This window comes from Rhizobium sp. N731, assembly GCF_001664145.1.
In the GTDB taxonomy this organism is placed as follows: Bacteria; Pseudomonadota; Alphaproteobacteria; order Rhizobiales; family Rhizobiaceae; genus Rhizobium; species Rhizobium esperanzae.
Genome location: NZ_CP013604.1, coordinates 16493 through 28522, shown reverse-complemented (window position 1 = coordinate 28522; position 12030 = coordinate 16493). Strand labels below are relative to the sequence as shown.

Genomic DNA, 12030 nt, shown 5'->3' with positions numbered 1-12030 from the left:
CCTGACGTTAGAGCATTTTCAAATAGTCAAGCAGCGCGGCAAGATCGTCCGGATTTCGTTTCGGGTCGTCATAGGCCCATGGATAGTCATGTCCCCTGTTCGAGTTGCCGATCTGAGTCGTATCGAACGTGAAGTAATTTCGATCGTCAGCGCTTTCCGGAGAGCGAAAGCCGACGTCGGCCGGATCGTAGGTGTTATCGCCCCGATAAAAGACATCTCTACGCTTCCTGAGATTAATCAGTTCAGCCAACGTCATGACACTGCCGTTATGGAGGTAGGGGGCACGCAGGAACATCCCGTCCAGCGGCGCGTTTACGTAGCCCCTAATGGATGTCTCCTCCTCTTGTCCACGCTGGGGCCAAATATCCTCTCGCTTAAAATGGAACGGGTGCTTGTCGGGGAAGAGCGCAAACATTTTTTCGGCGAGAGGTCCATAATGACGAAACCGCACGCGTTCCGGATCGGTGTTGAGCTCACCGGCCGGCACGACTTGGCCGGTCTTCTCGCCGTTGACCCAAGCCCCGGTCGAATCCCGATCGCCGTGGCAGGCGGCGCAATATTGCCCGTAGACTTTGCGCCCCTGCAGGATACGTGCAGGATCGATCGAGGCCGCATCTTCCGGGAACATGTCGGAATAGCGCAACGGACGCAACGTCTTCGTGAAATCGCTCGCTTTGCGGATATTGTCGGCAATTTCCGGCTTAGCCATATTAGTGACCGTGGCCCCGGCTGCGAGCGCCGCCAGCGAACTGCGGGCATATATGTCGCCGATCGACCCATCGAACTGGGCGCGCGCGCGATGATCCTCCGAAAAAACCGTGGCAATCTTCGTGTAGACGGGCATATCGTTGCCAGGCCGGTCGAGCACAGTGCGAACGAGAGTGCGAAACGGTTGGGTACGTGTTGGACCCGTCGGTGTTACGTCTGCATCGCGGGATCGGTAATTTCCGATCGGTTCGTCGAAGCGCGGCAATCCTGCCTCGATCCGAGCGCGAACCTGGCGAAGCCATAGCCCAATCAACAGGCGTTGTATCGAGCCCAGCGTTTCACCCGTCTTGGCTCTATACGAATCGCAAATGCTGTCGACGGTCAGACGATAGGGCCGTTCCATGTCCGTTTCGCCATCTCTTTGCGGCTTCACCCTGGTCAAGACCGCCGCCTGAAATGCATCGATCCAGGCGAAGAGATTGATCGATACGCTGCCTGGTCCGTAGACGACGACGCCCTTGCTCTCCTCACTTTTGCGAATTCGCGTGGTGTGGCAAAGAGCACAACTGAAGCCGACGAACGGGACAGGCGACGGCGCCGCGGAACCGGGGCGGTAGTTGCTGGTCGCAAAGCCGAGTGGCAAACCGTTATTGGCCTCCGGGTTGTCATACGGCAAGAACCCGAATTGCTTCACCCAATCGCCGGCATCCGCACCGGCCGGCTGAAAATGCTCGGGAAACAGGTCGGGCAGTACCAAAGCGACCGGTAGCGGCATGAGTTCCGTGCCGATGGTGCCATTTTCGAACGCATCCTTTGGATCCCGGATAGTTGGATGCACCCAGTCGCCTTCGAGCCTGATGAATATCCCCGTTGCAACAAGAGTGATGAGTACAAGCAGGTTGACGCTCACCAAGAGGAAGCGAAAGAGCCGGTATAATCTGTCGCGGGAAATTGGCATGGTGTGCCCCTCAAGACAGGATAGGCCGGAAAGGGGCGAATGCACTGGCAGTGCGCGGCAATACCGGGGCGAGTTGCGGACAGTGACGCAGGATGATGCTGGTCATACCGTTGTTCTCGATCCAATCGAGCCCCAGGGGCGAGTAGATTTCCGGCCGAAAGTCGACGGTGAGAAAACGGTCGCTCTGCAACCGTCGGGAGGCCATCAGAATAAACACGCGAAAAGCCGTATCGCTGAAGCCGAAACCGTCCGGCGGAGGCTCAGAATGCAGGCCGACCATGGTGTCCACCATGTCGATATTGCCATAGAGAACCTGCATTGCCCGCACCGTTTCTGGATCCGACGACAATTCCTCCCAGTTGCTTAAACGCGGCTTGTGCAACGCCTCGCGAAAGTCATTGAAGCGAGGAATTCCGCGGTGCCTATCCCTGACGATGTCGACGACGGAAAGATCGATAATCTCCTCCACGTCGCCTGACATCCGTTTAAACTGGCGTAACGCATTGGGGTAATTATGCAACGTGATTGCACCGGGATGTGCGATTCCGAGTGAATAGATGACATTGTGGAGCCGAAGGTGCCGCATTTTGGCATCGGTTCCCGCACCTTGAATGTCGGCGAAGCCCAATGTTTCTGTTCGCGCACCGGTCTCATAGTTGAAAAACTGATAATCGTCGGGAATGAGCGGATGGAGACGGTAGACCGAAACGAATTCCTCCGTCAGCGAGTACGGGATGCCGTGATGGTCGGGCACAGTCTGCGGAATGCCTTTGAGTTCGTGCGTGTCGAGCATCCAGATGCCGAGCTGCGTGAGCCAGTCCTTAGGCGCGCCGTACCAGTTCGCCGGCAGGCCGACTTTGATCGCCCGCGTCGCCAGAATAGCTGGCGTCCACTCAATGGTGTGAATCTTTGCGATCAGAGCCGATACAATCAATCGAGCGGTGTTGTAGATCCGGTCCGGCTCCCAGTCCGGATATTCGCGCATCAATGCTTCGGCGAGCACGTTGTGTTCACGAGCAAACAGCGTGTGCATCATACTGAGGCCCAGCCACCAGCTTTCGTTGAAGCCAGTGACGTTCATGCCGTTCAATTCGGTCGGCAGATAGAGATCCTCGGTGAGCTTAAGACGACCTCCGTCTCGCAGATCCAGCGCTTTTTCCGCTGTATTGCCGTAAACCTCTGAACCGTCCCACCACGGTGTCGTCATATTTTTGAAAATGGGGTAGCCGCCGGCAGCCATGCGGAAAACCTCATTGCCAGCAATGCGCATAAAAGCCTCCGGCTGACCGCCTGTGGTGCTCTTCCAGAGCTCTCCGTTCGGCATTCGCAATGCAATGTCGGTCTCCGCATTCCCGAGACTATGGCGCTTGTGGTTGACCCAGTCATGCACCTGGAACTGAATCCAGGCCGCGGCAAGCACATTTAGCGAGCGTGCCGGAATGAAAGCCTTTCGCGTCATCAGTTGGCGACTGACTTCGATTGGGTTCGGCTGCCCGAATAGCTCTGGCTTGTAGACCGCTCGCATCGTACGGCCGAACGTCGCTCCCTCCGCACCCATCCGCGGGTTTGAGAGATCGTTGTAGGTACCGTCGAATGTCCGCTGAGTGCGGACCGCCTCGGGAATTACTGGCGGCTGCGGGGTCGCCTGCGGTGGTGCATCCGGCAATTCGGTGTCAAACAAGTTCTTTGTGCGTAGCTCTTCCCGGAGAATGGAGATGTTAAGCAGGCTCATGCGCCAACCGAACCTATACCAGGGCACGTGTGCATTAATCGCCTTAAACAGGGCCGCGACAGCCCGGGCAATCACGATGTTGCGTAGCGGCTTCCGTTCCCGGAACCGTTGGTTCAAGCGATGCGCGGAGCTGGCCGTATAGGCTGCCTTGCGGACACGGTTGAGATTGCCCAGCGGGCGAAATGTCTCGGTCGTATTCCAAGGATTGAAGCCAAGCTGGTCGACAAGCCGCTCCATCGCCCTGCCAGGCGCCGCATCGATGTCCTGCGACGGAATGGTCAGCGTTGCGACCCCGATCGGCCTCGATGCGTCTTCCGTCCACTCGACCGCACCATCCTCGATTGGAGTAAGTTTCTCATCGACATAGCGCTGCAGCAGGAAATCGAACTCGACAGGGCCTTCGCGAAGCCGCTCGGCAATCTCACGATGTAGAAAGTCAGGGTCAGTTGCCGAGGCGGGCTTTGCCGCGGTCGTCTTGGCGCTTGGACGCAGCAGGAACCGAACTGGACCTGCTTCATTGCCCCAGAGAAGAGCGCCTCGGCTCCAATAGCCCTCTGTGGCTAGGCTGTCGACGACGCGCGCTCCCCTCAGGACGTTTCTGAGCATCCTGAGGGTTTCGGAAAAGCCGACTGCGAGGACGAGGCGCGGCAAAAGCAGCAGCTTCGAGCCGGACATCGCCTTGGCGAACGCCACGAATTGATAAGCGTTGCGGGCATGAGAAACCGGAAAATTCGTTGCGAGGAAATCGTGATATTCGTTCTCGGATACTTTAACGCGTAGCGCTATCCCACGCATATCCTTCTTGAAGTCGGCCTGACGGACACCGTTGGCGTTGGAAAGCCGCACGGTCACGTCGTATTGCTTGCCACGCTCAAAAAAACCGACTTCGAGATCTTCTGGAATATTAGGCAGAATCTGAAGTTTCGCATTGTCGACACCAAGTATACATTTCGCGTGAAACGCGCGACTTATGTCGCTTGCTCGGGCGTTCGCCCTATTGGCAAGTTGCACATCCATGATATCGCGTGCCAGCTCTGCAAAAAGCAATGCTTCCGCCTCAGGGTTTCCTCCCTCGTAATTTTCACGCCAGATATGGCCCGAAGACATGCACATCCCCCTGCACAAAAAGCATTGCTAAGAAAAACAAGAATGCGCGACTGGCCATTTTCAAACGCAGGCGTAGCTCCCCACACAATACGCAGGGCTGCGCAAGCTTATCGCCAGTCAGGATACTCGAATAAATTGCGAATTTGATGATAGCACCAATAATGGGAAAATAAAGTGCCATTAGCAAAGACCTTTTTCTCCCCATGACGGCATCGCAAGGGGCACTGGTTGGCCTAATGACTTCAACCAAAGGCGATCAGAGCGTCGGCGGCTTGAATACAGCCAATCGGAAATGCCAAGCGATCATCTTGCGCAGGGTTAGAGGCGGTTGCGGCAACTTCCCGACATAGTCAGCCGAGGTTTTGCGGCACAGCTCTGCCGCCTTTGCGCTCCAATCCGGAAATCTCTCTGCTTTTTCATTTGTCCGTCGGGAAGGTGCACCGATTTCGTGATAGCTGAATGACCGCAATTGACCCGTAGTTGCCGCATCCATCATGGATGCGACCGTTGCCTTCGAATATCCGATTCGGTCAGGGGCGAGTGGCACGCCGCTTACGATGAAACCTGTGAAGCAGAGACTTCGCTGCTCGTAGCGGGAGGCAACGCGCCGGAAGTGTTGCGGCCATTGGAGCACCTCTCGATGCAATAGCCGAAACAGTTCAGAGGCCGTCAGTTGCCGGAGCCATTCCCCCGGGGCGGGGCGGTCTTAGAGCTGACCGATGCCCGCATCAGTGCGAGAAAAAATGAAGAACGAAACGCCAAGCCTCGTTGCCAATCCCGTCCCGCGCTTCTTGCTGCTCGCCAATCGTCGCGATCGGCATTATGGTGCTAGCGCAGTTGCAACACTCTTCCACAAGCTTGGCGCAATTCCATGTTTCTATCCTTGTCGAGGTTGCCTTGCAAAGGAAAACCGCTTTTATGGACGCCTAAATAAAAAGGACGCCTGCAATGAACGAACCGCTCAGAAACCTCCTCGAAGCCGCCAGAAAAGTGCAGTTGTCGAAGAGTGACATTGAAGTCCAGCGTCGCAGCTTTGCATACGGCAACACTCATTTCGAAAATGAGATGATAACCCGCGAGTTGGTCGATCGCGTCGCCGACGAGATGGCAGATCAAAAGAAACATGACTGACGCTACGCGCCGCCACAGCGTGGCAACCGAAGCTTATTTGATCATGGATGAGAAGGCGCGCGCCGAAGCCGAAGCCCGCAACGGCCTTCTCCAGTTCGACCTAGCGCGCGACATGATTGTCGATGCAATCGACAAAGGGGAAAAATGGAAGCTTCGTCCCTCGATGCTACTGTCGCTTCACCGTGAGGCATTGCAAGGCATTAGCATCTATGCCGGCAACTTCCGGCCCGCTGAAGTTTCAATTGAGGGCAGTAAGCACAAGCCTGTCGGGGCATTTCAGGTCCCTGGACTCATTGAGGATTTGTGCGATTATGTCAACGACAACTGGACCGAAAAGACAGCCGTGCATCTTGCGTCGTTCGTGATGTGGCGGCTCAACTGGATCCACCCCTTCAGTGATGGGAATGGGCGGACATCGCGCATGGTGTCCTATTTGGTTCTTTGCGTAAAGCTTCAATTGCCCCTACCCGGGGTCAAGACCATCCCGGACCAGATTGTCGATAACCGGCGCCCGTACTTCGACGCTTTGGAAGCGGCCGATGCGGCTTCAGAAGACGGTGCCTTCGATCTGACAAAGATGGAAGAACTCATTGAGGGCATGCTCGCTACCCAGTTGGCAAGCGTCCTGGAGACCGCGACGGGAAAGCATTTTCTTTCCTGATCGAGGAGGCGTGGCCGGGACGACAGACCAAGTCTTCCGAAAGGCGGCCTGACCGTGGTTGTTGTAGTGCGGCGGCGCGCAGCAGCCGCGGCCAGTGCGGGGGATCGCCCAGCTACACTTGGGACGCCGCGCACCCACGTTCTCTGTTCTTCCAGAGGCCGACCGGCTTGCGTCCTGCCAGCCGAAAGTGAAATGGGCGCGGTCGTGCTGCCTGCGGCGCCTCGGCACCCCACGTCCTCACTATTTGCCCGTCGAGGTCCGGATTTCGCCATGGAGGGAGTCGATGATTGAGCATTCGTACGCATCACCGTTCACCATAGTCCGTTTTAGACGCTTGACGAGGAGTCACCGCGGATTCATAGTTTCGCTGGTCCGTCCCGGTTCGATTTCTGTACCAAACCGTTTCGATGATATCACAGGCGGAACAGTTCGCGACCAATGCAAAGCCGAGGAAATCAATTCATGGACTTCCCATCGCTCGCCCTTGACGCCGCCATCGAGCTCGACAAGTTGGAAAAGCGGCAGCCGGCTGATCTGGCGACTATCCAGCGCTTCGGTCACTATCTTGAGGCGCCGCCGAGTGGCGGACGGCCTGTCAGTCTTTTCGCCCTGAGTGAAAACCCGGTCAACGTCGAGATCCTCAACTCAGCGATCTTTCACACCGAAGGCGCCTCACTCAGCAACTTCAACGATCTTGAACAGTGGGTCAGGGATCTCGTCGCGCAGGCAAAAGCCATCGCCGCCGGTGAAAGCACCGGCAGCGAGGAGATTGGCTCCCTCAAGCGCTTCTGCCTGTCATTGCATCAGGTTCTTCTCGAGGAACTGACACCCGCGCCCGACGACGAGTGGATGCCGGCATATGACGAACGGGTCGCTTGACATCGATTTCGTGCGGCAGAAGCTGCTGTCGGTCATTGACCAGATCAAGCATCTGCAGACATCGGAGTTTCCCTATCAGGAATCGAGAGAAGCTCTTAAATTGCTGGCCGATCTTTACGGTCGGGAACTGAACCGGCTTTCCGGGATCGGGCCAACGACTGACCATACAATACGCCAGCAGGTAACCGCGCAGGTCAATGCCTACATAGCGCGCTATTATACCGTTCTCGGCTTTATCCTGCGCTCGACTAACGTGCGCAATGCGTTCGAGATCTACGATCCGCTTCTGCGCATGAGCCAGACTATCTACGGGCCGGAAGCCAAGTTGATCGTCAGCTCGGAATGGAGCTTTTCGCCGTTTACTTATCCCGCGATTACTGACGAATTCCCCAATCTCATGTTCATAGGGCTGCCAGCGACCGAATCCGGCAACCCGTTGATCGTTCCTCTTGCCGGTCATGAACTCGGCCATTCCATCTGGCGCAAGAAGCCGCACCGCAGCCCCCACCTTTCTGCCCTTGACGCAACATTGCAGAGCCGCCTGGTTGGCGAATATCAAAACAGCTGGAGTGAATTCCAGCAGTTGTTCGACGTCCAAACCAAGCCGGCCGACCTGTTGAGCGACCTTTTCCTGCGCAGCATCTGGGCGCGCTCCTACCGGCTGGCCACGCGCCAGATTGAAGAGCTTTTCTGCGATATCATCGGGCTGCGACTGTTCGGTGAAAGCTACCTTTATTCGTTCATCTACCTGATCGCGCCGCACACAGGCGAGCGCGCCGCCTACTATCCGTCCTTGGGCTCGCGGGTCACGGCACTCGAAAGCGCAGCGAGAGCGTTCGGGATCACCGAGCCGCCGGCCTTCTCGGGCTATTTCATCGATTTGCCGAAGCGGCTACAGGCCAACGAGGCGTTTTGCCTGCGTATGGCAGATCAGGCGTCCACCGCGATGATCGAGGATCTGATCGCCGCCGTAAGTGGTCACGTCGCCCGCACCGGCCTGGCTTTGCCTTCCGACGCCGAGCGCGATCGAATTGTGAAACAATTCTGCGCCCTGTCACCGGCAGCATCGACGACTTCGATCGGCGATACGATCAACGCAGGTTGGGCGATCCGGCTCAACTGGGCGCATTGGAAGAATTTCAACTTCCGCGAGGACACTAGACTGGAAATCCTCAACGATCTGGTGTTCAAAACCATGGAAGTCATGGAATTTGAGTCCCGCACGAGGTAATCTCTATGTTGAGCAGCACTGGATTGATCGGCCGGCTCAATCTCGCTCCTGGCGCCGACGGAGGCATGCTGGCAATCGTGCCGCGCCCTGATCTTGGACGGCTGGCCGCCGTGGGCGCCGCGTCGCTCGATCTGCGTCTCGGCCGATGGTTTCGGACACTGCGGCACTCGCGCACCTCGCTGTTGCGCGTCAGTGAACCGGATGAGGATCCGGTTCCGACCAAGGAACATTTCGTTCGATTCGGCGAGGAGTTCATCCTGCACCCGCACAATTTCGTACTCGGGACGACCTTGGAGTGGATGCGCCTGCCGGCGGATCTCGCCGGCTATGTCACAGGGAAATCGTCACTCGGACGGCGCGGTCTGATTATCGAGACGGCAGCCGGAATCCAGCCGGGGTTTGCTGGCTGTCTTGCCCTCGAATTGAGTAACGTCGGAGAGGTGCCGATCGCCCTGCAGCCGGGAATGGAGATCTGCCAGATCTTCCTCCACGACGTCGGCCCGGACGCAAAGTTCGCAAAGAGCCAATTTACCGGCCGCCGGAAGCCGGTTCTCGGCAATGTCCGGTCCGACGACGTACTCAGGCGGCTCAGCAGCAAATGATACGGCACCAGGGTTAACGGGAGAAAGCGAGCCCGCCTCTATAATCTTGCTGGTCATGTGACAAGACCCGGAAGACGTGTTGAAACCGGCATGCAATCGTTGCTGTAAAGAATGTCAGCAGTATTGTTTATATTGCTGATTCATACAACCATGGCAGCGTATCCTCATTGCAAAATCGAAAAATAAGAGACATAAAGTAGTATCCTTGGGGGGCGATACGGTGATTGAACTTGATATCCTGCGTTCCGTCTGTGAAGCCTGCGACGCCGAAGATCCCGTTCTCCGGCCAGGAATTATACGCTTCGAACTGGAGTTGAAGCGGCCAGATGACGCTGGCGGGTTGGAGGCCCACATCGCCGGTTTGCTGAAAGACGGCCGCTTCGTCCTTCAGCCGCTCGATCCCTTGCTCCCGACGTTCTATGTCCTGCAATTTCCTGGCGTTGCGCGCACCATCGCACCGGACCGCCTATTCGCGATTGCCGACTACCTTGCAGGTGAACTCGAACTCGTGTCCTGCACGCCCGACATCGGCTCGACACTTTACGCCGAGCCCGATGCCCATAGGCTTGACCGGACCAATCCGGAATCAGCGGCTGTCGATGCCCTTTGCTGGTCGAAGGCGTCGGCCCCCACTGATTTCCACTGGTCGGCAAAGGCGGTGCGCGCGCCCGAAGCCTGGGCGATTTCGCCCAAAAAGGGTGCGGGCATTATCGTCGCTCAGCCCGATACCGGTGTCGCCAGTCATCCCGAACTGGATACCGAGGCGCTTCGCTTCGATCTCGCCATCGACATCGTTGGTGGAGATAAGGACCCCGCTGATCCCCTTGATCCGTCTTTTGCCAATCCCGGACATGGAACGGCCACGGCGAGTGTGGTCGTAAGCCGTGAACGTGGCCAGATGGTCGGAACGGCACCAGCAGCGAGCCTTGTGCCGATCCGTTGCACGACCGACGTCAAGATATTCGACGGGACCCCGGTGGCGGCCGCCATCCTTCACGCCGTGAAAATCAAGGCCGACATCATCACCATGAGCCTCGGGGGGATCTTCTCAAGATCGATTTCGGCTGCCATCGGCGTCGCCGTCGATCGGGGACTGATCGTGCTTGCCGCGGCAGGAAATTGTGTCAACTTCGTCGTCTATCCGGCCTCAGACGACCGTGTCATTGCTGTGGCCGGTGTCGATTCGAACGACAAACCGTGGAAGGGAACCAGCGCCGGGCCCAGTGTGACGATCGCCGCTCCAGCGGAGAATGTCTACGTGGCACGCAGGACACCGAATGATCTCGGCATCGGCACGGTTAGCGGTGGGCAGGGGACCTCCTTCGCGGTAACGACCACCGCCGGCGTGGCGGCGCTATGGCTTGCGCGGTTCGGACGCGACAAGGTTCGGGCGGAGGCCAAGCGCCGCGGCGTCAGCGTCCAGGCGCTCTTTCGCGCGGCACTGACGGCGACTGCACGGCGTCCCGCCCGCTGGAACAGCTGGCTTTACGGTGCCGGTGTTGTCGATGCCGCTGCCTTGCTGCGCTTGGCGCTGGCGAAGATCCCGGCAGCAACCGGGAATGAAATAGCACCTGAAGCCGTTCCGGATGCGCCGGAGAGCGCCGCCGTTGCGCAAGTCTTTGCCGATGCCCAGAGCACGGATGTGGTTTGGGCGCGTTACGGCGCAGAGGCAAGCTACCTTGCCGCCGACGCCTGGAGGCGCGGCGACGCCGGGCGCTCCGCGCTGCTCGAAACCCCTGCCCGGCCGCTCCCGTCACCAGGGCTTCAAGCCAAGGCGCCCACCGTCTTGAAACGAAGCCTGCGATTTGCGAATGCAGTTCCACATCTCCAAGCTCCGATTCTTGCGCCCACACCGCCTGCGCGCCACCCTCTGACAATAATTGCGCCGTTGAAGCCTGGCCAGGAAAGCACTGCAGAAAACGCGCGCGCAAGTCTTGCCGGGACGGGTCTGAGGGACTTGCAAGATCTCATCGAAGGCACGCTGACGCAGATCGAATCCCAGACGGAAAGTACCCCTGAGGCAACCGCCGCACGCCGCGATCTGTTGAACAGCACCGAAGCGGTCGTCCGCCAGCTTGCCAGCGATGGCGAGGCGGCGCTTTCCATCGAAGGCAGAATCGTGACCGAGGCGCTTGTCCGGCTGAAGGGCCGCCCAGCCTTCAAGGTGGAGGATGGCGCGATCTCCTCGAAGCATGCCGAATTCACCGATTGGAGTGCGCTTCTGACGGCGGCCAAGCAATATCTGCCCGCCCTTTGTGCGAGCGTCGGCCGCATCGACGTTGCGGGCGCACATGTCGGTACGGGATGGGTCGCCGGTCCCGGGCTCGTCGTGACCAACCGCCATGTGGCAGAGGCCATCGCGGACGTCGTCGTCAAGAGAGGTAGCGGATCGAAATGGTTCATGCGTGACGGTGTCACGATCAATTTCAGCGACAACGGAAGGGGCAACGAATTGCGTTTCAAGGTCAAAGGGGTTGCCGCTGCTGGTGATGCCCAAATTGGCAGAAGCGTCGATTTCGCTCATCTTGACATGGTGGTGCTCGACGTCGAAACGGAGAACACTACCGCGAAGCTCCCCGCGACCGTGGGGCTGACGGGCGATCCCGGCGAAGCCGCAACTTTGCAGGATATCGCGGTGGTCGGTTATCCTGCCCGTCCTGATCGGTCCGCTCTGGAGGATCCTTCCGGCAAGGAAGCTACTGAGACGATCGGAGGCCGTCTGGCGATGATCTTCGGTCTCGACTATGGCCGGAAATATTTCAGCCCGGGCACCATCGTCCAAGCGGCCGGGGGCGTGAAGGCGGACGGCAATCACTGGATATTCAGCCATGACGCGACAACGCTGGGTGGCTCGTCAGGCTCCGCAATCATTACCTTTTCAAACGATCTTCCGATCCTTGGCCTGCATTTCGCAGGCCAGGTGATGACCGCCAATTACGCTCACTCTCTGGCCGCAGTGAAACAATCGCCATTTATCGGGGCGGATGTTACCGAACGGATGGTATGGAGATAGGGCGCGCC

Annotated in this window: 10 protein-coding genes; 6 read left to right on the top strand and 4 right to left on the bottom strand. The window is 58.1% G+C overall.

The genetic code is table 11. The features are described 5' to 3' along the window. Positions 1-7 precede the first annotated feature (7 nt). The 4 genes from AMK02_RS23375 to AMK02_RS31345 form a co-directional block, all read right to left on the bottom strand. A complete protein-coding gene (locus tag AMK02_RS23375) occupies positions 8-1666 on the bottom strand; it encodes a c-type cytochrome (protein WP_016737375.1) in 1659 nt (552 codons plus the stop codon). A gap of 10 nt (positions 1667-1676) precedes the next feature. Then, positions 1677-4505, bottom strand: coding sequence for a peroxidase family protein (locus AMK02_RS23370; protein ID WP_199287286.1), 2829 nt, complete (start codon positions 4503-4505; stop codon positions 1677-1679). Beyond that, positions 4480-4686: a hypothetical protein gene (locus AMK02_RS23365; protein ID WP_016737373.1), complete on the bottom strand. Its 207-nt coding sequence runs from the start codon at positions 4684-4686 to the stop codon at positions 4480-4482. The genes AMK02_RS23370 and AMK02_RS23365 overlap by 26 nt, the downstream gene beginning before the upstream one ends. Positions 4687-4761: 75 nt before the next feature. Next, on the bottom strand, positions 4762-5001 hold the full coding sequence (locus tag AMK02_RS31345; protein ID WP_125462013.1) for a hypothetical protein: 240 nt from the start codon (positions 4999-5001) through the stop codon (positions 4762-4764). A gap of 452 nt (positions 5002-5453) precedes the next feature. Here AMK02_RS31345 and AMK02_RS23360 point away from each other — a divergent pair, with 452 nt between their 5' ends. From AMK02_RS23360 to AMK02_RS23335, 6 genes are all read left to right on the top strand, one after another. Then, the gene (locus AMK02_RS23360) at positions 5454-5636 is read left to right on the top strand and encodes a hypothetical protein (protein WP_009991623.1); all 183 of its coding nucleotides are present in this window, start codon (positions 5454-5456) and stop codon (positions 5634-5636) included. Further along, complete coding sequence (locus tag AMK02_RS23355; RefSeq protein WP_016737371.1) at positions 5629-6297, top strand: Fic family protein; 669 nt, start codon at positions 5629-5631, stop codon at positions 6295-6297. Before AMK02_RS23360 ends, AMK02_RS23355 begins: the two co-directional genes overlap by 8 nt. Before the next feature lie 438 nt (positions 6298-6735). Further along, positions 6736-7176 (top strand): hypothetical protein, encoded by a 441-nt coding sequence (locus tag AMK02_RS23350; protein ID WP_143541353.1) that lies wholly within the window; start codon positions 6736-6738, stop codon positions 7174-7176. Then, on the top strand, positions 7157-8407 hold the full coding sequence (locus AMK02_RS23345) for a hypothetical protein (protein ID WP_016737369.1): 1251 nt from the start codon (positions 7157-7159) through the stop codon (positions 8405-8407). The genes AMK02_RS23350 and AMK02_RS23345 overlap by 20 nt, the downstream gene beginning before the upstream one ends. Before the next feature lie 23 nt (positions 8408-8430). After that, positions 8431-9009 carry a dCTP deaminase gene (gene dcd, locus AMK02_RS23340; RefSeq protein ID WP_009993369.1) on the top strand — a complete coding sequence of 193 codons (579 nt, stop codon included), beginning with the start codon at positions 8431-8433 and terminating at the stop codon, positions 9007-9009. A gap of 220 nt (positions 9010-9229) precedes the next feature. Then, positions 9230-12022: a S8 family serine peptidase gene (locus tag AMK02_RS23335; RefSeq protein WP_125462012.1), complete on the top strand. Its 2793-nt coding sequence runs from the start codon at positions 9230-9232 to the stop codon at positions 12020-12022. Positions 12023-12030 lie beyond the last annotated feature (8 nt).

Bases quoted from the DNA above. Each gene is read 5' to 3' on its own strand.
- AMK02_RS31345 (WP_125462013.1), bottom strand. From the start codon at position 5,001: ATGATGGATGCGGCAACTACGGGTCAATTGCGGTCATTCAGCTATCAC.
- AMK02_RS23370 (WP_199287286.1), bottom strand. From the start codon at position 4,505: ATGTCTTCGGGCCATATCTGGCGTGAAAATTACGAGGGAGGAAACCCT.
- AMK02_RS23365 (WP_016737373.1), bottom strand. From the start codon at position 4,686: ATGGCACTTTATTTTCCCATTATTGGTGCTATCATCAAATTCGCAATT.
- AMK02_RS23350 (WP_143541353.1), top strand. From the start codon at position 6,736: ATGCAAAGCCGAGGAAATCAATTCATGGACTTCCCATCGCTCGCCCTT.
- AMK02_RS23375 (WP_016737375.1), bottom strand. From the start codon at position 1,666: ATGCCAATTTCCCGCGACAGATTATACCGGCTCTTTCGCTTCCTCTTG.
- AMK02_RS23345 (WP_016737369.1), top strand. From the start codon at position 7,157: ATGACGAACGGGTCGCTTGACATCGATTTCGTGCGGCAGAAGCTGCTG.
- AMK02_RS23355 (WP_016737371.1), top strand. From the start codon at position 5,629: ATGACTGACGCTACGCGCCGCCACAGCGTGGCAACCGAAGCTTATTTG.
- AMK02_RS23360 (WP_009991623.1), top strand. From the start codon at position 5,454: ATGAACGAACCGCTCAGAAACCTCCTCGAAGCCGCCAGAAAAGTGCAG.